This window comes from Klebsiella sp. 4_1_44FAA (assembly GCF_000238715.1).
GTDB lineage: Bacteria > Pseudomonadota > Gammaproteobacteria > Enterobacterales > Enterobacteriaceae > Klebsiella > Klebsiella pneumoniae.
Window position 1 is genome coordinate 28,657 of record NZ_JH414809.1, and the last position, 25,146, is coordinate 53,802.

Annotated in this window: 25 protein-coding genes, 1 tRNA gene and 1 pseudogene; 9 read left to right on the top strand and 18 right to left on the bottom strand. The window is 57.5% G+C overall.

Translation table 11 applies throughout. From position 1 onward, the window contains the following. The first annotated feature begins 35 nt into the window (after positions 1–35). Together gabP and csiR are read left to right on the top strand one after the other, a co-directional pair. Complete coding sequence (gene gabP / locus HMPREF1024_RS02070; RefSeq protein WP_002889795.1) at positions 36–1,436, top strand: GABA permease; 1,401 nt, start codon at positions 36–38, stop codon at positions 1,434–1,436. A gap of 45 nt (positions 1,437–1,481) precedes the next feature. Continuing rightward, positions 1,482–2,174, top strand: coding sequence for a DNA-binding transcriptional regulator CsiR (gene csiR / locus HMPREF1024_RS02065; protein ID WP_004191866.1), 693 nt, complete (start codon positions 1,482–1,484; stop codon positions 2,172–2,174). Positions 2,175–2,259: 85 nt separating this feature from the next. On the opposite strand, the gene crl is transcribed toward csiR, so the two are convergent. The 3 genes from crl to gpt form a co-directional block, all read right to left on the bottom strand. After that, positions 2,260–2,658, bottom strand: coding sequence for a sigma factor-binding protein Crl (gene crl, locus HMPREF1024_RS02060; protein ID WP_004177332.1), 399 nt, complete (start codon positions 2,656–2,658; stop codon positions 2,260–2,262). Between the two features lie 57 nt (positions 2,659–2,715). Beyond that, positions 2,716–3,960 (bottom strand): esterase FrsA, encoded by a 1,245-nt coding sequence (gene frsA, locus HMPREF1024_RS02055; RefSeq protein WP_002889742.1) that lies wholly within the window; start codon positions 3,958–3,960, stop codon positions 2,716–2,718. Between the two features lie 105 nt (positions 3,961–4,065). Further along, on the bottom strand, positions 4,066–4,524 hold the full coding sequence (gene gpt, locus HMPREF1024_RS02050) for a xanthine phosphoribosyltransferase (RefSeq protein WP_002889733.1): 459 nt from the start codon (positions 4,522–4,524) through the stop codon (positions 4,066–4,068). A 257-nt stretch (positions 4,525–4,781) separates the two neighbouring features. Between gpt and pepD the strand changes: the two genes are divergently transcribed. Continuing rightward, the gene (pepD, locus tag HMPREF1024_RS02045; RefSeq protein WP_004183072.1) at positions 4,782–6,239 is read left to right on the top strand and encodes a cytosol nonspecific dipeptidase; all 1,458 of its coding nucleotides are present in this window, start codon (positions 4,782–4,784) and stop codon (positions 6,237–6,239) included. 42 nt (positions 6,240–6,281) lie between these two features. Here the strand turns inward: pepD and HMPREF1024_RS02040 are convergent, their stop codons facing one another. Continuing rightward, a complete protein-coding gene (locus tag HMPREF1024_RS02040) occupies positions 6,282–6,734 on the bottom strand; it encodes a GNAT family N-acetyltransferase (RefSeq protein WP_004894066.1) in 453 nt (150 codons plus the stop codon). 2 nt (positions 6,735–6,736) lie between these two features. Then, positions 6,737–7,792, bottom strand: coding sequence for a DNA polymerase IV (gene dinB / locus HMPREF1024_RS02035; RefSeq protein ID WP_002889726.1), 1,056 nt, complete (start codon positions 7,790–7,792; stop codon positions 6,737–6,739). Positions 7,793–7,951: 159 nt separating this feature from the next. On the opposite strand from dinB, the gene HMPREF1024_RS02030 reads away from it, so the two are divergent. Continuing rightward, positions 7,952–8,812 (top strand): glycerophosphodiester phosphodiesterase family protein, encoded by an 861-nt coding sequence (locus HMPREF1024_RS02030; protein ID WP_009309789.1) that lies wholly within the window; start codon positions 7,952–7,954, stop codon positions 8,810–8,812. 222 nt (positions 8,813–9,034) lie between these two features. On the opposite strand, the gene nqrM is transcribed toward HMPREF1024_RS02030, so the two are convergent. The 7 genes and pseudogenes from nqrM to HMPREF1024_RS01995 form a co-directional block, all read right to left on the bottom strand. Continuing rightward, positions 9,035–9,250 carry a (Na+)-NQR maturation NqrM gene (gene nqrM, locus HMPREF1024_RS02025; RefSeq protein WP_009309791.1) on the bottom strand — a complete coding sequence of 72 codons (216 nt, stop codon included), beginning with the start codon at positions 9,248–9,250 and terminating at the stop codon, positions 9,035–9,037. A gap of 2 nt (positions 9,251–9,252) precedes the next feature. Further along, entirely contained in the window at positions 9,253–10,476 is a 1,224-nt protein-coding gene (gene nqrF / locus HMPREF1024_RS02020; RefSeq protein WP_002889720.1) for an NADH:ubiquinone reductase (Na(+)-transporting) subunit F, read from the bottom strand. Positions 10,477–10,488: 12 nt separating this feature from the next. Continuing rightward, a pseudogene (gene nqrE, locus HMPREF1024_RS02015) lies at positions 10,489–11,084 on the bottom strand (NADH:ubiquinone reductase (Na(+)-transporting) subunit E). Positions 11,085–11,090: 6 nt separating this feature from the next. Continuing rightward, a complete protein-coding gene (locus HMPREF1024_RS02010) occupies positions 11,091–11,729 on the bottom strand; it encodes an NADH:ubiquinone reductase (Na(+)-transporting) subunit D (RefSeq protein ID WP_002889716.1) in 639 nt (212 codons plus the stop codon). Next, entirely contained in the window at positions 11,722–12,516 is a 795-nt protein-coding gene (locus tag HMPREF1024_RS02005; RefSeq protein ID WP_004191877.1) for a Na(+)-translocating NADH-quinone reductase subunit C, read from the bottom strand. Before HMPREF1024_RS02005 ends, HMPREF1024_RS02010 begins: the two co-directional genes overlap by 8 nt. Next, positions 12,509–13,747 carry an NADH:ubiquinone reductase (Na(+)-transporting) subunit B gene (locus HMPREF1024_RS02000; protein WP_009309797.1) on the bottom strand — a complete coding sequence of 413 codons (1,239 nt, stop codon included), beginning with the start codon at positions 13,745–13,747 and terminating at the stop codon, positions 12,509–12,511. The genes HMPREF1024_RS02005 and HMPREF1024_RS02000 overlap by 8 nt, the downstream gene beginning before the upstream one ends. A 3-nt stretch (positions 13,748–13,750) precedes the next feature. Next, positions 13,751–15,094: a Na(+)-translocating NADH-quinone reductase subunit A gene (locus HMPREF1024_RS01995; protein ID WP_009309799.1), complete on the bottom strand. Its 1,344-nt coding sequence runs from the start codon at positions 15,092–15,094 to the stop codon at positions 13,751–13,753. A 411-nt stretch (positions 15,095–15,505) separates the two neighbouring features. Between HMPREF1024_RS01995 and dpaA the strand changes: the two genes are divergently transcribed. Next, the gene (gene dpaA, locus HMPREF1024_RS01990) at positions 15,506–16,246 is read left to right on the top strand and encodes a peptidoglycan meso-diaminopimelic acid protein amidase (RefSeq protein WP_002889699.1); all 741 of its coding nucleotides are present in this window, start codon (positions 15,506–15,508) and stop codon (positions 16,244–16,246) included. Here the strand turns inward: dpaA and HMPREF1024_RS01985 are convergent. Together HMPREF1024_RS01985 and lpcA are read right to left on the bottom strand one after the other, a co-directional pair. Continuing rightward, on the bottom strand, positions 16,217–16,984 hold the full coding sequence (locus tag HMPREF1024_RS01985; protein ID WP_002889696.1) for a class II glutamine amidotransferase: 768 nt from the start codon (positions 16,982–16,984) through the stop codon (positions 16,217–16,219). The two genes, dpaA and HMPREF1024_RS01985, sit on opposite strands and share 30 nt — an antisense overlap. Before the next feature lie 74 nt (positions 16,985–17,058). Beyond that, a complete protein-coding gene (gene lpcA / locus HMPREF1024_RS01980; RefSeq protein ID WP_004145825.1) occupies positions 17,059–17,640 on the bottom strand; it encodes a D-sedoheptulose 7-phosphate isomerase in 582 nt (193 codons plus the stop codon). Positions 17,641–17,879: 239 nt separating this feature from the next. On the opposite strand from lpcA, the gene fadE reads away from it, so the two are divergent. Continuing rightward, on the top strand, positions 17,880–20,324 hold the full coding sequence (gene fadE / locus HMPREF1024_RS01975) for an acyl-CoA dehydrogenase FadE (RefSeq protein ID WP_009309803.1): 2,445 nt from the start codon (positions 17,880–17,882) through the stop codon (positions 20,322–20,324). Between the two features lie 179 nt (positions 20,325–20,503). Then, positions 20,504–21,274, top strand: coding sequence for an amidohydrolase (locus HMPREF1024_RS01970; RefSeq protein ID WP_002889689.1), 771 nt, complete (start codon positions 20,504–20,506; stop codon positions 21,272–21,274). Between the two features lie 30 nt (positions 21,275–21,304). On the opposite strand, the gene eamB is transcribed toward HMPREF1024_RS01970, so the two are convergent. Next, positions 21,305–21,895, bottom strand: coding sequence for a cysteine/O-acetylserine transporter (gene eamB, locus HMPREF1024_RS01965; RefSeq protein ID WP_004178672.1), 591 nt, complete (start codon positions 21,893–21,895; stop codon positions 21,305–21,307). 103 nt (positions 21,896–21,998) lie between these two features. Here eamB and HMPREF1024_RS01960 point away from each other — a divergent pair, with 103 nt between their 5' ends. Then, complete coding sequence (locus HMPREF1024_RS01960; protein WP_004145830.1) at positions 21,999–22,880, top strand: LysR family transcriptional regulator; 882 nt, start codon at positions 21,999–22,001, stop codon at positions 22,878–22,880. A gap of 59 nt (positions 22,881–22,939) precedes the next feature. Here HMPREF1024_RS01960 and HMPREF1024_RS01955 read toward each other — a convergent pair. Together HMPREF1024_RS01955 and dnaQ are read right to left on the bottom strand one after the other, a co-directional pair. Further along, a tRNA-Asp gene (locus tag HMPREF1024_RS01955) sits at positions 22,940–23,016 on the bottom strand. Between the two features lie 133 nt (positions 23,017–23,149). Next, positions 23,150–23,881 carry a DNA polymerase III subunit epsilon gene (gene dnaQ, locus HMPREF1024_RS01950; protein WP_004152034.1) on the bottom strand — a complete coding sequence of 244 codons (732 nt, stop codon included), beginning with the start codon at positions 23,879–23,881 and terminating at the stop codon, positions 23,150–23,152. Positions 23,882–23,945: 64 nt separating this feature from the next. Here dnaQ and rnhA point away from each other — a divergent pair, with 64 nt between their 5' ends. Then, positions 23,946–24,413 carry a ribonuclease HI gene (gene rnhA / locus HMPREF1024_RS01945; RefSeq protein WP_002889686.1) on the top strand — a complete coding sequence of 156 codons (468 nt, stop codon included), beginning with the start codon at positions 23,946–23,948 and terminating at the stop codon, positions 24,411–24,413. Here rnhA and HMPREF1024_RS01940 read toward each other — a convergent pair. Next, positions 24,410–25,132: a class I SAM-dependent methyltransferase gene (locus HMPREF1024_RS01940; RefSeq protein ID WP_002889685.1), complete on the bottom strand. Its 723-nt coding sequence runs from the start codon at positions 25,130–25,132 to the stop codon at positions 24,410–24,412. The genes rnhA and HMPREF1024_RS01940 overlap by 4 nt on opposite strands. Between the last annotated feature and the right edge of the window lie 14 nt (positions 25,133–25,146).

Consider the following 25,146-nt stretch of genomic DNA (forward strand, 5'->3'; position numbering starts at 1 on the left):
GCTCTCCCAGGTGACACACTTCGAGAGGGTAAATGATGGGGCAACTGTCGCAATCACAGGATTTAGGGGCGGGGCTGAAGTCGCGCCACGTCACGATGTTATCTATCGCCGGGGTGATCGGCGCGAGTTTATTTGTCGGATCCAGCGTCGCCATTGCCGAGGCAGGCCCGGCGGTGCTGCTGGCCTATCTGTTTGCCGGGCTGCTGGTGGTGATGATTATGCGTATGCTGGCCGAAATGGCGGTCGCCACGCCGGATACCGGCTCCTTTTCCACCTACGCCGATAAAGCCATCGGCCGCTGGGCGGGGTATACCATCGGCTGGCTGTACTGGTGGTTCTGGGTCCTGGTTATTCCGCTGGAAGCCAATATCGCGGCGATTATTCTGCATTCGTGGGTGCCGGGCGTCCCGGTGTGGTTGTTCTCCCTGGTCATCACTCTCGCCCTCACCGGCAGTAACCTGCTGAGCGTCAAGAACTACGGCGAATTCGAGTTCTGGCTGGCGCTGTGCAAAGTGATCGCTATTCTGGCGTTTATCGTACTGGGCGCGGTCGCCATTACCGGCTTTTACCCCTATGCCGAAGTGAGCGGCATTTCGCGGCTGTGGGATCACGGCGGCTTTATGCCTAACGGCTTCGGCGCGGTGCTGAGCGCGATGCTGATCACCATGTTCTCGTTTATGGGCGCGGAGATCGTCACCATCGCCGCCGCCGAATCGGATACCCCGGATAAACATATCGTGCGCGCCACCAACTCGGTGATCTGGCGTATCTCTATTTTTTATCTGTGCTCGATCTTTATCGTCGTCGCCCTCATCCCATGGAATATGCCGGGGCTGAAGAGCATCGGCTCCTACCGCTCGGTGCTCGAGCTGCTGCATATTCCCTATGCCAAGCTGATTATGGACGGCGTGATCCTTCTGTCGGTCACCAGCTGTCTGAACTCGGCGCTGTATACCGCCTCGCGGATGCTCTACTCCCTGAGCCGTCGCGGCGATGCGCCGGCCATTATGGGCCGAACCAACCGCAGCAAAACGCCATACGTGGCGGTGCTGCTCTCCACCGGCGCGGCGTTCCTCACCGTAGTGGTGAACTACTATGCCCCCGCCAAGGTGTTTAAATTTCTCATCGACAGCTCTGGCGCCATCGCCCTGCTGGTCTATCTGGTGATCGCCGTTTCACAACTGCGGATGCGCAAAATCCTTCAGGCGCAAGGCGGCGAGATCCGTCTCAGAATGTGGCTCTATCCGTACCTGACCTGGCTGGTGATCGCCTTTATCACCTTCGTGCTGGTGGTGATGCTGTTTCGTCCGGCGCAGCAGCTGGAGGTGATCTCTACCGGCCTGTTAGCACTGGGAATTATTTGTACGGTACCGATTATGTCACGCTGGAAAAAGCTGGTATTGTGGCAAAAACTACCGCTGCAAAATACGCGTTAACTCTGTTCCCGGCGCCCGCCGGGAAGAGTATTCAGGAGTAAGAACATGACCGCCATTCCCCAGGCGACGGCCATTGACGGGTACCGTTGGTTAAAAAACGACATCATCCGCGGGGTTTACCACCCCGATGAGAAGCTGCGGATGAGCCTGCTGACGTCACGCTATGGCCTGGGGGTCGGTCCGCTGCGCGAGGCGCTTTCGCAACTGGTGGCCGAGCGGCTGGTAACGGTGGTCAATCAGAAAGGCTATCGGGTGGCGCCCATGTCGGAACAGGAGCTTCTCGATATCTTCGACGCGCGCGCCAACATGGAGGCCATGCTGGTGCGTCTCGCCATTGAACGCGGCGGCGACGAGTGGGAAGCCGAGCTGCTGGCCCGCGCCCACCTGCTCAACAAACTGGAGTCGTGCGAGGCGAGTGAGCGCTTACTGGATGAATGGGATCAGCGCCATCAGGCGTTTCACACCGCCATCGTCGCCGGCTGCGGCTCCCAGTATCTGCTGCAGATGCGCGAACGGCTGTTCGATCTGGCGGCGCGCTACCGCTTCATCTGGCTGCGCACTACCGTGCTGTCGGTGGAGATGCTGGAAGATAAGCATGTCCAGCATCAGACCCTGGTGGACGCTATTCTGGCGCGCGACGCCGAACAGGCCAGCGCGCTGATGCGTGAGCACTTACTGACTCCGATCCCGATTATTCAGCAGGCGATGGCTGGCAAGCTGTCGCCGCAGGCAGGGTGAGTCAGATGGTGGGGTTGAAATTACGGGTATGGCGTCACGCTCCTCCACGCCGCACGGGCGTGGAGAAAGCGTATCCGTAGATCAATCAGGCCCGCAGGCGAACCGGCTCGCTGAAATCGTCGGCCGGTTCCAGCTTCAGATTAAAGGTGGTCAGCAGCGCTGCCGCGCGCTCGTGAAACTCGCGCAGCGTTTTTTCCAGCCTGTCGCTCACTTCCGGGTCGCCAATGTCGACCGCCTGCCATGATCCTTCCTTATTGAACAGGCCAAACTGGTAGCTATAGGTGAAACGTGACTCCTGTGCTTCCATTTCCATCCACCAGCCCCAGAATTCACGCTTCTCCGGTGCGGGCTTAACATTGACGCAAACTGCCAGGCAATCGAAAAAGAAACGGTTGTCATGGCACTGCTCTTCGCGAATGTAAGGCCCCAGCGCCGTGAATTTCTTGATCAACTTACTTTTCAGGTGTCCACTCGGTAACGTCATTGCGATCTCCTTTAGTGATGCAACTGTTTTACCAAACCAATAGAATTTAGCAATAAATTAACCAAATCTATGATTGATCCAGCGGGCGATCTGTCGCAATGCGTGATCAAAATTGCGATACACCGGGTTAAACGGGATCTCCAGCAGTTTGCCATCGGCAGATGACGAAGTGATTAACCGCGACTCCTCTTCGGGGCTGAACGGATCGTCCTTCCAGAAGCCGGAGAGCATCGGCGTCGGGCAACGGCGCCCCAGCAGTCCCTGGGTTTTTAACGAATAGCGGTTGAGCTCCACGCGTAGCGCTTCATCGGAGGCGTCATGCATGCCCAGCCGCGAAGCCAGCACGTCAAGATACATCTCCGGCACGCGCCCCTGATGCAGGGGATCCACCAGCAGACCATGAACGACCGGGCCCAGACAGGCTACAGCCTTCAGCCGCTGCGGCTCCAGATAGCCCAGACGCACCGCGATATTGGCGCCAAAGCGGAAGCCGAAAGCGGCGACCCGGGTATGGTCAATCCACGGCACATTTTCCAGATGGCGCAGCGCGTGCTGATGCAGCAGGCTGGTGTCCTGATTTAGCGTCCATTTTGACGAGAAGCCGATGGAGGGCATATCAATGGTCAGCATGGCAATGCCGAGCGGTGAGAAGTAGTTCTCATACAGGTTGTAATAATCGGTCTGCAGCGAGTCCAGCCCCCCGCACATCAGCACCGTCGGAAACGGCCCCTCGCCTTTCGGCATATGCAAAAACCCGGTTATCGGCGAGCCGCCAGGGATGGTGAACTCCAGCTCGCGCAGCGAGCCCGGCAGCCGCTGGGCGGCTTCTTCATACGCCCGGTTGGCTAAAGCCTGCGCCTGTTCCGCCAGCTCATCGCCTTTAATATGCGGATAAGCGGCAATGCTATACAGGTTCGAGGCATGCAGCCAGTGGCGGCCGCTCAGCAAAGGATCGGCTTCCTGCCCGGCCTTTTGCTGCCACTGCATGGCTTCTTTCGCCCACTCGAAGATCCAGTTGCCGCCGCGATAGCCGATGACGGTATCGAACAGCTCAGGATCGGTTCGTTCGGCCTCGCTCATCACAATGCGCGCTTGCACATCGAGAATCTCCTGCGGAGTTACGCCGCGCCAGATCCACATCAAACGGTTGATCAGACGGTACCAGTGATCGACGTGATTGCCGCTCAGCGCCGACTGCATCGCCTGGGGTTTTCCGGCAGAAAACCGACGCACCAGCGTAGAAGTTTCGGGATGTTTGAAGCGAGGTTTAAACAGCGTTTCGCTGAGGTTAGCCTGTGACATGTGCAGTCTCCGTCGTAGTGCCACTCCGGATATTGTAACCTGCTAAAGGATAAAAAAAACCACGCCCGGCAAGCCGGGCGTGGTAAATAGCACTGTCCTGAAGAATTAACGACCTGCGATAGGCGGTACAAACACCACGCCCATATCCCACGGCTGTTCAATCCAGGTATCCTGCGGAATATCCACAACGTAATCGTCCACCAGCGGGCGGCCTGCCGGCTTGGCGAAAATGGTGACAAAGTGCGCTTTGGGATACATTTCGCGGATCGCCACGGCGGTACCGCCGGTATCCACCAGATCGTCGATGACGATAAAGCCTTCGCCATCGCCTTCCGCACGTTTCAGCACTTTCAGCTCGCGCTGGTTATCATGGTCGTAGCTGGAGATGCATACGGTATCAACATGACGAATGCCCAGTTCACGCGCCAGTAAGGCTCCCGGTACCAGTCCGCCGCGGCTAACGGCAATAATGCCTTTCCATTGCTCAACCGGCAGCAGACGGCTGGCCAGTTTGCGGGCGTGAATCTGCAACATGTCCCAGGTGACGACGTATTTTTCGCTCATGTGAAGTGTCCCAGCCTGTGTAATACGGCTTAAATAATGTTCGAGGGGGAAAATGGTTGCGCGAGATTATAGAGATCTGACGCACTAAAAACCAGTGTTAAGCGGTTTGCGCAACGCTTTTTGCGTTGTTTACACTACCTGCGGCGGTGGAAAGTGGTATTCTCAACCCCATCGCGCAAGCCCGGGCTTGTTGTGTATTTTAACGCTAACCCTCGTCCTGCAACCGCTGTATGCAGGAGTCTGTAAGGAGACTTACCGTGTCTGAACTGTCTCAACTATCCCCGCAGCCGCTTTGGGATATTTTTGCCAAGATTTGCTCCATCCCGCACCCGTCCTATCACGAAGAACAGCTCGCCGAGCACATTATGGGTTGGGCAAAAGAAAAAGGCTTACATGCGGAACGCGACCAGGTTGGCAACATTCTGATTCGTAAAGGCGCGACTGCCGGTATGGAAAACCGTAAGCCGGTAGCGCTGCAGGCGCACCTCGATATGGTGCCGCAGAAAAATAACGACACCGTCCACGACTTCGTTAAAGATCCGATCCAGCCGTACATTGACGGCGAATGGGTGAAAGCGCGCGGCACCACGCTGGGCGCGGACAACGGTATCGGAATGGCGTCCGCACTGGCGGTACTGGCCGATGATAGCGTCGCTCACGGCCCGCTGGAAGTGCTGCTGACCATGACCGAAGAAGCCGGTATGGACGGCGCGTTCGGTCTGCAGGCCAACTGGCTACAGGCCGATATCCTGATCAACACCGACTCCGAAGAAGAAGGCGAAATCTATATGGGTTGCGCCGGCGGGATCGATTTCACCTCTAACCTGGCGCTGACCCGCGAAGCGATTCCCGCCGGGTTCCAGAGCTTTAAAGTCACCTTAAAAGGGCTGAAAGGCGGCCACTCCGGCGGTGATATTCACCTTGGTCTGGGTAACGCCAACAAGCTGCTGTCGCGCTTCCTCGCCGGCCACGCCGATGAGCTGGATCTGCGTCTGGTCGATTTCAACGGCGGCACGTTGCGCAACGCCATCCCGCGTGAAGCTTACGCTACTGTCGCCGTCGCCGCGGATAAAACCGATGCGCTGAAAGCGCTGGTGAATACTTACCAGGCGCTGCTGAAAAACGAACTGGAGGCCAAAGAGAAGAACCTGGTGGTGCTCGTGGAAGCGGTCGATAACGACAAAGCGGCGCTGGCTCAGGCTTCCCGCGACACTTTCATCCGTCTGCTGAACGCCACGCCGAACGGGGTTATCCGCAACTCTGACGTGGCGAAAGGCGTAGTGGAAACTTCGCTGAACGTCGGCGTCGTCACCATGACCGATGACAACGTACAGATCCACTGCCTGATCCGCTCGCTGATCGACAGCGGCAAAGACTACGTGGTCAGCATGCTGGATTCTCTGGGTAAGCTGGCGGGGGCGAAAACCGAAGCCAAAGGCGCTTACCCTGGCTGGCAACCGGACGCCAATTCGCCGGTGATGCACCTGGTGCGCGAGACTTACCAGCGTCTGTTCAACAAGACGCCGAACATCCAGATCATTCACGCCGGTCTGGAATGCGGTCTGTTCAAAAAACCGTATCCGGAGATGGACATGGTCTCCATCGGGCCAACCATTACCGGTCCGCACTCCCCGGATGAGCAGGTCCATATCGAGAGCGTCGGTCAGTACTGGACGCTGCTGACCGAGCTGCTGAAAGCCATTCCGGCTAAATAAGCCCCACAACCGGCGGCGGCCCGCCGCCGGTTTTACCCCGCATCACCTTAGCGCCACGCGTTTTTCCATCCGGTAATTAATAAACCACTCCCCGTGCGCCGCCACCCGCTGCTCAGCCACCACCTTAAAACCATGAGCCGTAAAACAGGGCTTTGCGGTAATGCTGGCGTCTACCGTCAGGATTTGCGCTGGATACTGAACGCAGAGCGCCTCGATAAGCGCGCCGCCGATACCCTGGCGGGCACGATCCGGCGAGACGAACAGCAAATCGATATGCGTCCCGATGGCGGTGATAAAGCCAACCGGCTGGCTGTTGACCATGGCCACCAGGCCGATTGAGTCGGCCAGCTTTTGTCGCCAGCGCGTCTCATCCACCTGCGCCCAGGCCGCGATCTGCCCCGGGGTATAGTCCCGACTGGCGGTTTCCCGCACCGCGCGCAGAAAGATCTGGCAGAGCAGTGGCAAATCGCTGTCGCGGTAAGCACGAATATGCATGGCTAAATCCCTAATAAAAGCTGCCTTTCCAGCTGCGGATCGAGCAACGTCACGTGGAGCCCAACCAGGCGCACGCCCCGTCCGCCGCGGCGCTCATCCCAGGCTTTGTGCGCGGTGGCGATCAGATCCTCTTTGTTCAGCCGCGGCCAGACGTGCTCCTGGGTGGTCAGCTGGAAATCATTGAATTTCAGTTTAATGCCCTGGCGGGCGATCAGCAGATCAGGTTTGACCTTCGCCAGTCGCCTCTCCAGCTCGGGATAGAGGTTTTCGATAATCGCTTCGCACTCCGGCCATTCATGGATATCTTCCGCTAAGGTGCGCTCCACGCCCACCGATTTACGCTGCCGATCGTTATGAATTTCCCGCTCATCAATCCCGTGGCTGCGCTCCCACAGAATACGCCCGAATTTACCGAAGCGCTTAAGCAGCATGGCCAGATCGCTGTTCTGCACATCGCCACAGGTTCGCAGGCCCATATTTTCCAGCTTCGCTGCCGATACCTTCCCGACGCCGGGTATTTTCGCCAGCGGCAGCGCCCGCACAAACTCTGCCACCTGATGGGGGGCGATAACGAACTGGCCGTTGGGTTTATTCATATCTGAAGCGATTTTAGCGAGAAACTTCACCGGCGCCACCCCCGCCGAGGCGGTGAGGCGCAGCTCCCGTTCGATGGTCTGGCGGATCTCCTGGGCTATCAGGGTGGCTGACCCGTGACAATGCTCGCTGTCGCTGACGTCAAGATAGGCTTCATCCAGCGACAGCGGCTCAATGCGCGAGGTATAGCGGGAGAAAATTTCGCGGATATGGTTCGAGGCTTCTTTGTAGGCATCAAAGCGGCCGGGAAGCAGCGTGAGATGCGGGCACAGCTTGAGCGCCGTCGCCGTCGGCATGGCGCTGCGCACGCCAAACTTACGCGCAGGATAGTTCGCGGTACTAATCACGCCACGCTGTACTCGACTGCCGCCTATCGCGAGGGGGATATCGCGCAACGCTGGGTTGTCGCGCATCTCCACCGCCGCAAAGAAACAGTCCATATCGACATGGATAATTTTACGCATCGTCAGACTCAACACTGTATACCCATACAGCATAGCAAAATCAGATGCGAATTTTATGCTTTTTTTATTTCATCGGCTAAAAAAGCGGTTAAAACATAAATCTGCAATAAATCATGTTTATTTTCATTGAGTTAAAAGATAAATCAGGAAGATATAATCATGAAGAAAATACTTACCGCGCTTTGCCTGCTGGCCACAGCCGGCGCCTGGGCCGCTCCACAGCTGATAGCCCACCGCGGCGGCACCGGCGATGCGCCGGAAAATACCCTGCCGGCCATTAAGCTGGCGCTGGAGAATAACGCCGAAGCCATCTGGGTCACGGTGCAGTTAAGCCGCGACGGCGTACCGGTGCTCTACCGGTCAAGCGATCTTTCCGCATTGACCAATAGCGAGGGCAAAGTTTCCAGTTTGGCCGCCGCCGAGCTGGCGAAAGTCGACGCCGGCTGGAAATGGGGGGATGACAGCCACCCGTGGCGCGGTAAGCAGGCCACCATTCCGACCTTGCAAAGCGTTTTACAGCAATGGCCGCACACTTTTTTCTATATCGATATCAAATCTCCGGATGCCGATCCGACCGTGATGGGCCAGCGCCTGCTTGAAGTGTTAAAAACCACCGATAGCCTCGATCGCGTGCGGGTCTATTCCACCGAAGACCGCTATATCGCCGCCCTGCCGCCAGCCATCCCTCGCTTTGTCACTCGCAGTGAAACCCGCACCAGGCTTGCCAATATTTCGCTCAGCCATCAGTGCCAGCCAGCGAGTCAACGCGATGGTGAGCAGTGGTATGGCCTGGAGCTGAAGCGCAAAGTCGAGGTGGTGGAGAAATTCACCCTTGGCGAAGGGATCTCCCCGGCGACGCTCACCTGGGATAAAGAGGCAATGGATTGCTTCCGCTCGCAGGATAAAGCGCACATTATCTTCTTCGGCATCAACAGTGCGGAAGATTACCGCACGGCGAAAGAACTGGGCGCCGACGGGGTGATGGTGGATTCTCCGGCGCAGGCGAAAAGCTGGCAGTAAGGGAGTCAACGGCTAAAAAGGCCGCGAAAGCGGCCTCACATTGCTGGGATGTTGTTGCCGGGTGGCGGCTGGCGCCTTACCCGGCCTACAAAACCGAAGCAGCAGACCCGGCCAGCGCAGCGCCGCCGGGCACGGAGCCGCTTTATGCCGGGTGGCGGCTGACGTCTTACCCGGCCTACAAAACTGAAGCAGCAGGTCCGGCATGCGCAGCGCCGCCGGGCATTACAAAATACGCTGCTGCTGACGCTGCGCCTCGCGGGCGAGGCGCTTTTTACGCGCGTCGCACGGTTCCGGACAATCGCAGACTTTCTCCAGCCCCAGCGCGGAGATCCCACCGCAGCTGCCCTGGATGCTCTTGCGCTTCACCAGGTAGCCCAGCGACATGCCGAGGATCACCAGCGCAAAAATCACAAAGGTCGCGATAAATACCGTCAGCATCGTCAGCCTCCAAAGTCGTCGAGGAGAATATTCTCGTCCTCGACGCCCAGATCTTTGAGCATCTTAATTACCGCGGCGTTCATTACCGGCGGCCCACACATGTAGAACTCGCAGTCTTCCGGCGCCGGGTGATCGCGTAGATAGTTCTCGTACAGAACGTTATGGATAAAGCCGGTATGCCCGGTCCAGTTATCTTCCGGCAGCGGATCGGAGAGCGCGACGTGGAAGGTAAAGTTTGGATTGTCGCGCGCCAGCTGTTCAAACTCCTCATCGTAAAACATTTCGCGCAGCGAACGGGCGCCGTACCAGAAGCTGATTTTGCGCGTGCTGTGCAGGCGCTTGAGCTGGTCGAAAATATGCGAACGCATCGGCGCCATCCCGGCGCCGCCGCCGATAAACACCATCTCGGCGTCGGTTTCTTTAGCAAAGAACTCGCCAAACGGCCCGGAAATCGTCACCTTATCGCCCGGCTTCAGCGACCAGATATAGGATGACATGATCCCCGGCGGCGCATCCGGGACCTTCGGCGGCGGCGTCGCGATGCGCACGTTGAGCATAATGATGCCCTTCTCTTCCGGATAGTTAGCCATTGAGTAGGCGCGCAGGGTCGGCTCTTTCACCTCAGAGACATAGCGAAACAGGTTGAACTTATCCCAGTCTGAACGGTATTCATCGGGAACATCAAAATCTGCATAGGCCACTTTATGCGGCGGGCATTCAATCTGAATATAGCCCCCGGCGCGAAACGGCACCACCTCCCCCTCCGGGATCCGCAGCTTGAGCTCTTTAATGAAAGTGGCTTTGTTATCGTTAGAGATAACTTCACACTCCCATTTTTTGACGCCGAAAATCTCTTCCGGCAGTTCAATCTTCATGTTCTGCTTCACCGCCACCTGACAGGCCAGACGGCAACCGGCTTTGGCATCCCGCTTGGTAATATGCGAAAGCTCGGTCGGCAGGATATCCCCGCCGCCCTCTTTAACAGTTACCCGACACTGGCCGCAGGAGCCGCCGCCGCCGCAGGCGGAGGAGACGAAGATCCCGTTGCTGGACAGCGTGTTCAGCAGTTTGTCACCCGCCGGGGTGCGGATCTGTTTATCCGCTTCGTTATTGATCTCAATAACCACGTCGCCCGCGTTCACCAGCTTTGAGCGCGCTGCCAGGATAAGCCCCGACAGCACCAGCACAATCAGCGTGAACATCACGACGCCAAGAATAATTTCCATACTTATTCGCCCTTATAGCTGCACGCCGGAGAAGGACATAAAGCCCAGCGCCATTAGTCCGGTGGTGATAAAGGTGATCCCTAACCCGCGCAAACCGGCAGGCACGTTGGCGTACTTCATTTTTCGCGGATCCCCGCCATCGCCACGATCGCCAGCATCCAGCCAATGCCGGAGCCGAAGCCGTAGACGATGGACTCCGGGAAGTTGTAATCGCGCTGCACCATGAACGACACGCCGCCGAAAATCGCACAGTTAACCGCAATCAGCGGCAGGAAGATGCCCAGCGCGTTGTACAGTGCCGGAAAATACTTATCGAGGATCATCTCGAGGATCTGCACCAGCGCGGCGATCACTCCGATAAAGGTGATGAAGTTAAGAAAGCTGAGATCCACCCCCTCAACCAGCGCACCGTCGCGCAGCACCAGGTTATAGACCAGGTTATTGATTGGCACGGCAAGCCCCAGCACTACCGTCACCGCGACGCCGAGGCCGAAGGCGGTGGAGACCTTTTTCGACACCGCAAGAAAGGTGCACATCCCGAGGAAGAAGGCCAGCGCCATGTTCTCAACGAACACCGCGCGGACAAACAGGCTGATGTAATGAGCCATCACCGATTACTCCTTTTCCTGCTGCTCAGGCTTCCAGCTACGCAGGGCCCAGATCAGCAAACCGATAATGAAGAACGCGCTCGGCGCCAGCAGGAACAGGCCGTTCGGCTGATACCAGCCGCCGTTCTGCACCGTCTCCAGCACCGTGATACCGAACAGCTTGCCGCTACCGATAAGCTCGCGCAGGAAGCCGACGATAATCAGGATCGCGCCATAGCCGAGACCGTTGCCAATACCATCCATAAAGCTCGCCAGCGGCGGCGACTTCATGGCGTAGGCTTCGGCGCGGCCCATCACGATGCAGTTGGTGATGATAAGCCCGACGAATACCGACAGCTGTTTGGAGGTCTCATAGGCGAAAGCCCGCAGCAGCTGATCCACCACGATCACCAGCGAGGCGATGATCGCCATCTGCACGATGATGCGCACGCTATTGGGAATATGGTGGCGGATCATCGAGATAAACATGCTGGAGAACGCCGTCACCAGGGTCACCGCAATGGTCATCACGAAGGCGGTTTCCAGTTTGGTGGTTACCGCCAGTGCGGAGCAGACGCCCAGCACCTGCAGGGCGATGGGGTTATTGGCGATGAGCGGCCCCACCAGCACGCGCTTCACCTCTTTCATATCGCTCTGTTCAGCCATTATTCAGCTCTCCCTCACGAACCTTTTTCAGGAACGGACCAAAGCCCAGTTCGCCCATCCAGAAATCAAAGCTATGCTGTACGCCATTGGACGTCAGCGTGGCGCCGGATAAACCGTCAACCGCGTGGAGATCGCCTGCGCGCGCGCCGCCTTTCACCACCTTCAGCGCCGGCATGCCGTTGTCATCCAGCACCTGCTTGCCGACAAACTGCTGGCGCCAGTTCGGGTTTTCCACCTCGCCGCCCAGCCCCGGCGTTTCGCCCTGATCGTAGTAAGTAATGCCTTTTACCGTGCGGCCATCGACGTCCAGCGCCACGAAGGCATACATCATCGACCACAGGCCGTTGCCATAAATGGGCAGCACCACCTGCTCAATCTTCTGCTGCGCGTCGCGCACCAGGTAAATTTCCGCCAGATTACTGCGTCGCTTTATACCAGCCGGATCCTGACTGGCATCCAGGGCCATACTCTGCTGCGGATCCTTCAGCGCCTGAGCCTGATTAAATTTACCCGGGTCTTTCTCCAGCAGTTCGCCGGTGGCCAGATTCACCAGTCGCGGGGTAATGCGCGCCGCGAAGGTGTCCGCTACCGCATCCGCATCCATATCGGGGTGCATCAGCCCTGACACTGCCAGGATATTGCGCTGCTTATCCAACGCCCTCTGCGCCTGCTGGCGGGATTTCAGCCCCACGGCCGAGCCCGCCACCACGATGGAGCAGACCAGACAAAGCACCAGCACCACCAGCAGCGTTTTGCCGATGCTATCGTTACTTTTCTTCTCAGCCACGCGACTTCCTCCGCTTAATATTGGCCTGCACCACCAGATAATCGAACAGCGGTGCGAAGAGGTTGGCGAAGAGGATCGCCAGCATCATCCCTTCCGGATAAGCCGGGTTCACCACGCGGATCAGCACGCACATCACGCCGATCAGCACGCCGTAACTCCATTTCCCTTTATCGGTAAACGAGGCGGATACCGGGTCCGTCGCCATAAACATCATCCCGAAGGCGAAACCGCCGAGCACCAGATGCCAGTACCATGGCATAGCGAACATCGGGTTGGTGTCGGAGCCGATAACGTTAAACAGGGTGGCGGTGGCGATCATACCGATCATTACCCCGGCGACGATGCGCCAGGACGCGACGCGGCCAAAGAGGATGATCGCCCCGCCGATGAAGATCATCAGCGTTGACACTTCGCCTATTGAGCCGGGAATATTGCCGAGGAAGGCGTCCATCCAGCTCACCGGCACGCCAGTCGCCACGTTCACCAGCGCTTCACCGCCGCAGCTGGCCCACTGGGAGAGCGGCGTGGCGCCGGAGAAACCGTCCGCCGCGGTCCATACGAGATCGCCGGAAATCTGCGCCGGATAGGCGAAGAACAGGAACGCGCGCCCCGCCAGCGCCGGGTTGAGGAAGTTGCGCCCGGTGCCGCCGAAAATCTCTTTGGCGATCACCACGCCGAAGGAGATCCCCAGCGCCGCCTGCCACAGCGGCAGCGTGGGCGGCACAATCAGCGCGAAGAGAATAGAGGTAACGAAAAAACCTTCGTTAATCTCATGCTTGCGCACAATCGCGAACAGCACTTCCCAGAAGCCACCGACGATAAAAACGGTAATATAGATCGGCAGGAAGAAGACCGCGCCCAGGGTCATCATGCTCAGCCAGCCGGCGTCAGCACTGAAGCTCACCCCTAACCACTGGGCGACGCTGTAGTGCCAGTTGTTGGCGATCGCCTGCTGCAGCTGTTCGGCGCCGTATAGCTTGTGCAGCGCCGGAATGGTTTGCAGCCCAACGTTGTACATGCCCCAGAACATCGCCGGGAATACGGCAAACCACACGAGGATCATCATCCGCTTCAGGTCGATGGCGTCGCGCACGTGCGCCGCGCCGCGGGTTACCTGGCCCGGCGTGTAGAAGATGGTCGCCGCCGCCTCATACAGCGGGTAATATTTTTCCAGCTTGCCGCCATGCGTGAAATGCGGCTCAAGTTTCTCAATCAGGTGCTTTAAGCCCATCTCTTATCCTTCCTGCTCAATCCGGGTTAACACGCTGCGCAGCGCCGGGCCATATTCATACTTTCCAGGGCAAACATAGGTGCACAGCGCCAGATCTTCTTCATCCAGCTCCAGACAGCCCAGCGCCTGAGCGCTGTCGGTGTCTCCGGCCAGCAGATCGCGCAGCAGTATGGTCGGCAGGATATCCAGAGGCATCACCCGCTCGTAGTTGCCGATCGGCACCATCGCCCGCTCGCCGCCGTTGGTATCGGTGGAAAAATGAAAGCGCTTGCGCTTGAAGAAATGGCCCAGCGTGGTGCGGGTAATCGAGAATTTCTCTTTGCCCGGCATCACCCAGCCGAAGAGCTCTTTTTCCCGCCCTTCTTTGACCACGCTCACCTGCAGATGGAAGCGCCCCAGGAAGGCGTGAGGGCCATGGGCGCGGGCGCCGCTAAGCACCGAGCCGGAAATGACCCTGTTTTCCCCCTCCTGCAGCTCACCTGCCAGCAGATCCTCCAGGCTGGCGCCGAGCGTCGTTTTGACCAGCCGCGGAGATGTTACCTGCGGGCCGCCGAGCGCAATTATCCGTTCGCAGTAGAGCTCCCCGTCGAGGAAAAGCTTACCAATGGCGATCGCGTCCTGATAATTGAGGTGCCAGACCTGCTTATTCAGGCTCACCGGCTCCAGAAAGTGAATATGCGTTCCCGGCAGCCCCGCCGGGTGCGGCCCGCTGAACTGATTAAAACAGACCTGGCCGAGAGGATGACCGCCCAGCTTGCCGCCGCTGGGCTGGCAGACGTGCACTTTCCCGTCGGTCAAGCGCGTGAGCACGGTAAGACCGGCGTCGAAGGCGGCACGTTCAGCCAGAATAATCGGCTGCGGCTCCGCCGCCAGCGGATTGGTGTCCATGGCGTTAACAAAGATAGCGGCGGGCATGCTCCCCGGGAGCGGCGTTTTGCTGAACGGTCGGGTACGCAGCGCCGTCCATTGGCCCGACGCCAGCAGCTGCTGCTGTACGGTGTCGCGCGGTAGTTCGGCCAGCGCGTCCGCGGCGTAACGGGTAAACGCCACCGCGTCATCGCCTTCGATATCAATCACCACCGACTGCAACACGCGCCGTTCGCCGCGGTGTATCGCGCTGACGATCCCGCTCGCCGGGGCGGTAAAGCAGACGCCAGGGATCTTTTTATCTTCGAACAGGATCTGACCTTTTTTGACCCGATCGCCTTCTTTAACCGCCATCGCGGGGCGCATACCAACGTACTCTTCGCCGAGTAGCGCGACGCGCTTCACCGCTGGCGCGGGAGAAATCTGCTGTAATGGCATGCCAGCTATGGGCAAATCCAGCCCTTTCGTGATTTTAATCATATCGTTAGCAGGTATCCGTAACCTCAACCCCGACGCAGGTCAGGGCCAGCTTATTGACAGAATGGCAGAGAAGAAAGGGCGAAACGGCGCCAGTAGCGCTCAGGACGGAAGAGAAGCATCCTTTCTTACTCTGATGATGAACCGGCGCAAGTGTAACATTTCGTGAGCGGCGGCTGTAGCGCAAGGGGCGATAAGTGCTTCTAAAATGCGAGCTATTGCGCAAAGTTCTCACTGTGTTTTCGTCGCTGGCAGGGTATAAAGTGAGGCTGATTTGTAAACGCCGCCACGTCGCCCTTGCGAAAAAATGCCGTGATGCTAATGTGAGCGCTCTAAATCCAGAAAACTCTGATTTCGGGTCTCTCTTGCCGTCCTGGCAATGTGGCTATTTTGTTTTATCAAGGAACAAGCAGTATGCGCAAAATCGCATTATTTATTGCGATGCTTCTGTTGCCGTGCGTGTCATTTGCCGGGCTGCTCAGCAGCAACAGCCCGACAACGCCGGTAAGCAAAGAATATAAGCAGCAATTAATGGGTTCACCGGTTTACATTGAGATCTTTAAAGAAGAGCGCATGCTCGACCTTTACGTCAAAATGGGTGAGACCTACCAGCTCCTCGACAGCTACCGGATCTGCAACTACTCCGGTGGCCTCGGTCCGAAACAGCGCCAGGGCGATTTCAAGAGTCCGGAAGGGTTCTATAACGTCACCCGCAGCCAGCTCAAACCCGACAGCCGCTTCTATAAAGCGATTAACATCGGCTTCCCGAACGCCTACGATCGCGCCCATGGTTATGAAGGGAAATACCTGATGATCCACGGCGACTGCGTCTCAGTCGGCTGCTACGCCATGACCGACAGCGGTATCGATGAGATCTTCCAGTTCGTGACCGGCGCTTTAGTCTTCGGCCAGCCAAGCGTGCAGGTGAGTATCTATCCGTTCCGCATGACCAACGCCAACATGGAACGCCACAAATACTCCTACTACGCGGATTTCTGGAAACAGCTCAAGCCTGGCTATGACTATTTCCAGCAGACCCACAAACCGCCGGTCGTATCAGTGACCGACGGCCGCTATGTGGTGAGCAAGCCGCTCAGCCACGAGGTTGTCCAGCCGCAGCTGGCCTCAAACTACACGCTCCCCGAGACAAAATAACGCCCACTCGCCTGGCATGATCTTATGCCAGGTTTCATTGGCCGTCAGCGGCTGCGTGGCGATAACCGTGACCACATCGTTGGGTGTGGTCTCGCGTTGAAAGTCGATCTCCACATCCTGGTCCAGCAGTTTTGCCACGCCGAACGGCGCTCGCCGGGTGATCCAGTGCAGATTGGTCGAGCAGAACGCCATTACGTAGCGCCCGTCCGACAGCAGCATGTTGAACACCCCTTTCTCACGTAGTTCACCCGCGAGGGTGGCGATATACTTGAAAACGCCCAGCATATTGCCCGGCGTGCGCGGATAGCGCTCGGTTAAACGGTGCAGCAGCCAGCAAAACGCTTTTTCACTGTCGGTTTCACCTACCGGATGAAAATTACCGGTTTTCAGCGACTTATAGCCTTTTAGCTGCCCATTGTGCGCATAGGTCCAGTTGCGCCCCCACAGTTCGCGGGTGAAGGGATGGGTGTTCTCCAGGGCCACCCTCCCGCGGTTGGCCTGACGAATATGGGCGACGACGGAACAGGACTTAATGGGGTAATCCTGAACCAGTTTCGCGATCGGCGACTGAAAGCTCGGCTGGGGATCCTTGAATGTGCGACAGCCTTTACCTTCATAGAAGGTGATGCCCCAGCCGTCTTTATGCGGCCCCGTCCCGCCGCCGCGCTGCACCAGCCCGGTAAAGCTAAAACAGATATCGGTTGGCACATTGGCGCTCATCCCGAGCAGTTCGCACATAGATCACCTCACCCTCACAAATCACGACGGCGCCGGAGCGAGGCCACCGTCAACAGTACACACTCACCTGCCTGTTAGCCTTTCGCCATCTCTTTTTCGATCAGCATAATCAGAATGTGGATCACTTTGATATGGATCTCCTGGATGCGGTCGGCGTAGCCAAAGTGCGGCACGCGAATTTCCACATCAGCACTACCGGCCATTTTACCGCCGTCTTTACCGGTCAGGGTGATCACTTTCATCCCCTGCGCCCGCGCGGCCTCAATGGCCTTAATCACGTTGCCGGAGTTGCCAGACGTGGAGATACCGAGCAGCACATCGCCTGCGCGGCCAACGGATTCAACGTAGCGGGAGAACACATACTCATAGCCAAAATCATTGCTCACGCAGGAGAGGTGGCTGACGTCGGAGATCGCGATGGCCGGGTAACCCGGGCGGTTTTCGCGATAACGTCCGGTCAGCTCTTCCGCAAAATGCATCGCATCGCAATGGGAACCGCCGTTACCGCAGGACAGCACTTTCCCACCCGCCTTAAAGCTATCCGCCAGCAGGACAGCGGCACGCTGGATAGCATGGATATTAGCTTCGTCCTGCAGAAAGTTAGCCAGCGTTTCCGCGGCTTCGTTCAGTTCGTTACGAATAAGATCCTGGTACATGAGGATAATCCTTCAGTATGAGTGGAATAACCCCGGCAGTGTACCGGATAGCCGTCGAAGCGAGAAGCAGCAGGCAGCGTTATCCCTCGCTCTTTTGATTTTATGTGCCGCTTTTGCATACAACAATGTGAGCAAGGTTGTAATTATTTTGTAAACACATTGCTAAATAAAAACGCATGCACTACAACCAATACATCACAAGTGGTCAGACCTCCTACAAGCTCAGGGAGCATTTCTCTATGATGATTTTGAGTATTGTTGCAACCGTCGTTTTACTTGGCGCGCTCTTCTATCACCGGGTCAGCCTGCTGCTCAGCAGCGTGATTTTGCTCGCCTGGACCGCGGCGCTCGGCGCGGCCGGAGTGTGGAATATCTGGCTGCTGCTGCCGCTGGCGATCATACTGTTGCCGTTTAACTTTGCGCCTATGCGTAAATCCATGATTTCCGCACCGGCGTTTCGCACATTCCGCAAGGTGATGCCGCCGATGTCGCGCACGGAAAAAGAAGCCATCGACGCCGGCACCACCTGGTGGGAAGGCGATCTGTTTCGCGGCAATCCTGACTGGCAAAAGTTACATAACTATCCGCAGCCGCGGCTGACCGCCGAAGAGCTAGCTTTCCTCGACGGCCCAGTTGAAGAAGCCTGCCGGATGGCTAACGACTTCGCCATTACCCACGAAATGGCCGATTTGCCGCCGGAGCTGTGGGCCTATCTGAAGGAGCACCGCTTCTTCGCGATGATCATTAAGAAAGAGTATGGCGGACTTGAGTTTTCCGCTTACGCTCAGGCACGAGTACTGCAGAAACTCTCTGGCGTCTCCGGCATCCTGGCGATCACCGTCGGCGTCCCGAACTCGCTGGGCCCGGGCGAACTGCTGCAGCATTACGGTACCGAAGAACAGAAGAATCATTATCTGCCGCGTCTGGCACGCGGCCTGGAAATCCCTTGCTTCGCTCTCACCAGCCCGGAAGCGGGCTCTGACGCCGGCGCCATCCCGGATACCGGCGTGGTGTGCATGGGCGACTGGCAGGGTCAACAGGTGCTGGGGATGCGCCTGACCTGGAACAAACGTTATATCACGCTGGCGCCTATCGCCACCGTGCTGGGGCTGGCTTTCAAACTCTCTGACCCGGATCGTTTGCTGGGCGGAGAAGAAGAGCTGGGTATCACCTGCGCGCTGATCCCCACCTCCACCCCGGGCGTGGAAATCGGCCGTCGCCACTTCCCGCTGAACGTGCCGTTCCAGAACGGTCCAACCCGCGGCAAAGATATCTTCGTGCCTATCGATTACATCATCGGCGGCCCAAGCATGGCCGGTCAGGGCTGGCGCATGCTGGTTGAATGTCTATCGGTCGGCCGCGGTATTACTCTGCCGTCCAACGCCACCGGTGGTCTGAAATCCGTTGCCATGGCGACTGGCGCTTACGCCCATATTCGCCGCCAGTTCAAAATCTCCATCGGCAAAATGGAAGGGATTGAAGAGGCGCTGGCGCGTATCGCCGGTAACGCCTATGTGATGGACGCTGCGGCGTCGCTGATCACCTACGGCATCATGCTCGGCGAGAAACCTGCAGTGCTGTCCGCTATCGTGAAATATCACTGCACCCACCGCGGCCAGCGCTCCATTATCGACGCGATGGATATTACCGGCGGGAAAGGCATTATGCTGGGCGAAGGCAACTTCCTCGCCCGGGCCTATCAGGGCGCGCCTATCGCCATCACCGTGGAAGGCGCAAACATTTTGACCCGCAGCATGATGATCTTCGGTCAGGGGGCGATTCGCTGCCATCCGTACGTACTGGAGGAGATGGCCGCCGCGCAGAATAATGACCTGAACGCCTATGACAAGCTGCTGTTCAAACACATCGGCCATGTCGGCAGTAATAAAGTGCGGAGTTTCTGGCTGGGCCTGACCGGCGGGCGCACCAGCAGCGCGCCGACTCGTGACGCCACCCGTCGCTACTATCAGCAAATGAATCGTCTGAGCGCCAACCTGGCACTGCTGTCAGACGTCTCAATGGCGGTGCTCGGCGGCAGCCTCAAGCGACGCGAACGTATCTCCGCCCGTCTGGGAGATGTGTTAAGCCAGCTGTACCTGGCCTCGGCGGTGCTGAAACGCTATGACGATGAAGGACGCAATGAAGCCGATCTGCCGCTGGTTCACTGGGGGGTACAGGACGCGCTGCACCAGGCCGAGCAAGCCATTGACGATCTGTTGGACAATTTCCCGAACCGTCTGGTGGCAGGCGTAATGCGCCTGGTCATCTTCCCGACCGGCCGTCATCATCATGCGCCGTCGGATAGGCTGGACCACCAGGTCGCCAAAATTCTGCAGGTGCCCAGCGCCACGCGCTCCCGCATCGGTCGCGGTCAGTACCTGACGCCGAGCGAGCATAACCCGGTAGGCCTGCTGGAAGAGGCCCTGCTGGAAGTGATGGCGGCCGATCCTATCCACCAGCGGATCTGCAAAGAGTTGGGTAAAAATCTGCCGTTCACCCGTCTGGATGAGCTGGCCCACAACGCGCTGGCCAAAGGATTAATCAGTCAGGATGAGGCCGCCATTCTTACCCGTGCAGAGCATAGCCGTCTGCGCAGCATTAACGTCGACGACTTTGCGCCAGAGGAGCTGGCGACAAAGCCGGTAAAGCTGCCGGAAAAAGTTCGTAAAGTTGAAGCTGCATAATAAAACCACTACCACATCACACGCCGGGCGGGGAACTTTCCCCGCCTTTTTTTCGCCCTCTCCTCCCCCTTTCGTTTCCATCAGTAGCATTTTTTTAACAAAATATTCCGCGGACCGCCGCGCGGCTGATATGGTGTTACAGTTAACCTAACCCCCTCATGAGAATGGAGTTGACCATTGTGCCTGGCCTGAAAATTTCGCTGTTGCAACAACCGCTGGTCTGGATGGACGGCCCTGCCAACCTGCGCCATTTTGATCGCCAACTGGAAGGAATCACCGGGCGCGATGTGATTGTTTTACCAGAGATGTTTACCACCGGCTTTGCCATGGAAGCGGCAAAACAGTCTTTACCCGAGGCCGACGTGGTGGAGTGGATGCATGCCCGGGCTGCGCAATCCCAGGCGCTGATTGCCGGCAGCGCTGCGCTGCAAACTGAACACGGCGCTGTTAACCGCTTCCTGCTGGTCGAGCCTGACGGTACGGTGCACCATTATGATAAACGGCACCTGTTCCGTATGGCCGATGAACATCATCACTATGAGGCCGGAAACCAGCGCGTGGTCTTTGAATGGCGTGGATGGCGGATCCTGCCGCTGGTCTGTTACGACCTGCGCTTTCCGGTATGGTCGCGTAATCAGAACGACTATGATTTGGCGCTGTATGTCGCCAACTGGCCGGCGCCGCGCTCGCTGCACTGGCAGTCGCTGCTGATCGCCCGCGCGATTGAAAACCAGGCCTATGTCGCCGGCTGTAACCGGGTTGGCACTGACGGCAACGGCCATCATTACCGCGGCGATAGTCGGATTATCAATCCCCAGGGGGAGATTATCGCCACCGCCGATCCGCATCAGGCCACTCGTCTTGATGCCGAGCTGTCGCTGAGCGCCCTTCAGGAATATCGTGAAAAATTCCCCGCCTGGCGCGATGCCGATCCTTTCACGATCGGCTAATCACCCTTCGGGAGCCGCTGCGCTCCCTTTTTATTCCACCACGATCCGCACAGCACAGTAGACCAATAACGCTGCCAGCATCCAGTTCAGTTGCCGCCCGTACAGCAAAAACAGGCGCTGAAACAGATGCCCCGCCAGCGCCCAGCACAGATTTCCCAGCGCGCCAATCGCCGCCAGCAGCAGACTCACGCTGATAAGCCAAACAGGCTCGCGAGTAACGGGCAGAACAAAGGTAGAAAGCGCGGTGATGCCATACAGAATAATTTTAACGTTGACGAACTGTAGCCCCAGACTCGCCCAAAAGCCTACCGGTTCTACACTCGGCGTCCCTGTCGCCGGTTTGCTTTTGGCAATCTGCCAGGCCAGCCACAGGATGTACGCCGCGCCAATCCATCCCAATACCAGGGTAAAGCGTGAGTCGAGTTCAACCAGCGAAAAGGTTAAAGCCGCGCAAATCAACATAGTGATAATAAACCCGACGCTCATCCCGGCCAGCACCCGCAGGCTGCGGCGTAGACCATGGGAGGTGACGCTGCTCAGCGCCAGGATATTGTTGGGCCCGGGTGTCAGGGCGGTGATCAAAGTGTAAGTTAAAAAGGCGCTAATCAGGGTAGGTGTCACGGGTTTTCTCCTCTTGTCTGGCAGACACTACCCGAAGCTGATAATTTAAAAAAATGAATATTTTTTCATTCTCGCTTCGATAATATCGATACAAAGAGGAAATATGGATCTGCGACGCTTCATCACCTTCAAAACTGTTGTCGAAGAAGGTTCCTTTCTGCGCGCGGCGCAGAAACTATGCTGCACTCAGTCCACCGTGACTTTTCATATCCAGCAGCTGGAGCAGGAGCTTGCCATTCCGCTGTTTGAGAAAATCGGCCGGCGGATGTGTCTCACCGCCGCCGGTAAGAAGGTCCTGCCGCATGTCTACGACCTGACTAAAGTGATGGCCTCGATTCGTCAGGCGGCACGCCAGGACGATGAGCCCGGCGGCGAACTTCGCGTCGCCACTGGCGAAACGCTGCTGGCGTATAAAATGCCGCGGGTGCTGCAGCGTTTTAAGCAACGCGCTCCGAAAGTGCGCCTGTCGCTGCAGTCGCTCAACTGCTACAGCATCCGCGATGCGTTGCTTGCCGACGAGGTCGATTTGGGGGTGTTTTACCGGGTGGGTAACGATGACGCGCTCACGATAATGGAGCTTGGCCAGCAGTCGCTGACGCTGGTCGCATCGGTCGAGCAGGCGCCGGTAGACTTCATGCGCCCGCGGCAGCATATCCCGCTGAGCTTTATCATCAACGAACCCCAGTGCGTGTTCCGGCAGATTTTTGAAAGCACCCTGCGCCAGCGCGAAATTACTCTGGAGAACACCATTGAGCTGTGGAGTATTGAGAGTATCAAGCAGTGCGTGGCGGGAAATCTGGGAGTGAGTTTTCTGCCACGCTTTGCGGTGGAGGACGAGCTCAAGCGCGGGACGCTGGTTGAGCTGCCATTCAGCGAGACGCCATTGACGATCCATGCGCTCTGCGCCCACCATGCCGGGAAGGCTATCAGTCCGGCGATGCGGGTATTTATGCAGTGCATGCAGGAGGAACAAGAGGCGCGCTGAAATTCGGCGACGAAAACGACGAAAGCCTGAATCATTGCTGATTCAGGCTTTCTGAATAGTGGCGGAACGGACGGGACTCGAACCCGCGACCCCCTGCGTGACAGGCAGGTATTCTAACCGACTGAACTACCGCTCCGCGTTGTTGTTCCGTTGGGAACGAGGCGAATATTACGGATTCCCCTCTACCCCGTCAACGCTTTTTCTACCATTTTGAATCGTTTGCTGCAAAAATCACCCAACCGCCTACTTTTAATTCATTTTAGTGGCTATCAGGCACGCCACAGGCAGCTTCCGCCTTTCTTTTGTACCAGGTCGAGGCGGGATTCATGGTTCGCCAGTTCTTCATCTGAGGCATAAACCACGCGTAACTGACTGCCGGCGCGGACGACGCGCTGAATTCCCATCTCTCCCGCCTGCTGCTGGCTTTCGCCTTCCATAGAGAACGCCATCGAAGTCTGGCCGCCGGTCATCATCAAATAGACATCGGCAAGGATCTGGGCATCGAGCAACGCCCCGTGCAGCGTACGCTTGCTGTTGTCTATTTCGTAACGCGAACATAGCGCATCGAGGCTGTTGCGCTTGCCAGGAAACATTTTCCGCGCCAGCGCCAAACTGTCGGTGATTTTACAAAAGGTCTCGGTTTTTCCGATGCCGCGGTTTAGCTTACTGAATTCATAATCCATAAAGCCGATATCGAACGAGGCGTTATGGATCACCAGCTCCGCGCCGCGGATGTAATCCATAAACTCATCAGCCACGTCGGCAAAGGTAGGTTTATCCAGCAGAAACTCATCGGCGATCCCGTGTACGCCGAATGCTTCAGGATCCACCAGCCGATCGGGCTTCAGATAGACGTGAAAATTGTTACCGGTCAGGCGGCGGTTGATCACCTCCACGGCGCCGATCTCAATGATCTTGTGTCCTTCGTAGTGTGCCCCGATCTGGTTCATACCGGTGGTTTCGGTATCGAGAACAATCTGGCGCGTAATTGCAGTGCTCATAGCGGTCATTTATGTCAGACTTATCGTTTACAAATCGATTTCAATTACAGGAAGTCTACCAGAGATGCTCAAACAGGTAGAAATTTTCACCGACGGCTCTTGCCTGGGTAATCCAGGACCTGGCGGCTACGGCGCCATCATGCGCTACCGCCAGCACGAAAAAACCTTCAGCGCTGGCTACCGTCTGACCACCAATAACCGCATGGAACTGATGGCGGCAATTGTTGCCCTGGAAGCGTTAAAAGAGCATTGCGAAGTGGTGCTCAGCACTGACAGCCAGTATGTTCGTCAGGGGATCACCCAGTGGATCCACAACTGGAAAAAGCGCGGCTGGAAAACGGCAGAGAAAAAGCCGGTGAAAAATGTCGACCTCTGGCAGCGGCTGGACGCCGCGCTTGGCCAGCATAAAATTAAATGGGAATGGGTAAAGGGCCACGCCGGCCATCCTGAAAATGAACGCTGCGACGAGCTGGCGCGCGCGGCGGCCTCCCACCCCACACTGGACGATGTCGGCTACCTGCCTGAGAGTTAATTCTGCCCTTTGCGCCACTGCCGGGTGGCGCCCACCGCCGGCCGCAGCTGAGTTTTCGCTTTGCCGGATTTCATCGGATTGAGCGTCAGCGGAATGGTCCGTTTGCGGGCGACAATCAATTGCAAACAGCCCAGCGCCGGCAGATGGGTGCTCAACAATTTGCCGCCATGGCGCGACCAGGGCAAAACCTGGTAACGTCCATAGTGCAGCACTTCAAAGTTGAGCAGCGCCAGCCAGTCCAGCTGGCGCATCAGCGTAAACATACGGCTATTATAAGGCGTTCCTTTGCGCAGGACCGGCACCAGCTTACGCAACCCCATCAGGCTGACCGGATTAAACCCGGTCAGGATCATCCAGCCATCATCGATCAGTACACGATCGGCTTCCCGCAGCAGACGATGCGGATCGCTACACCACGGCAGGGTGTGCGCCAGCAGGCAGGCGTCAACGGACTTTTCGGCAAAGGGTAAATGCAGCGGGTCAGCCCGGACCTGCATTGGATTTCCCGCCAGCGAGACATTCACCTGGTGCGAGATGGCGCAAGCTTCGGTATTGATTTCCGCGCTCAGATTGCCAATCTTAAGCAGATGAAAGCCATATAATTTAGCCAGCCACGGTTTCATCTGCTGCTCCAGCGTTTCGCGATAGTATTCGCCCCACGGCATACTGGACCAATGCTCAGGCGCTGTCACTGTGTGAGGTATCCTTGCCGGCTTCATTGCCACCTTCCGCT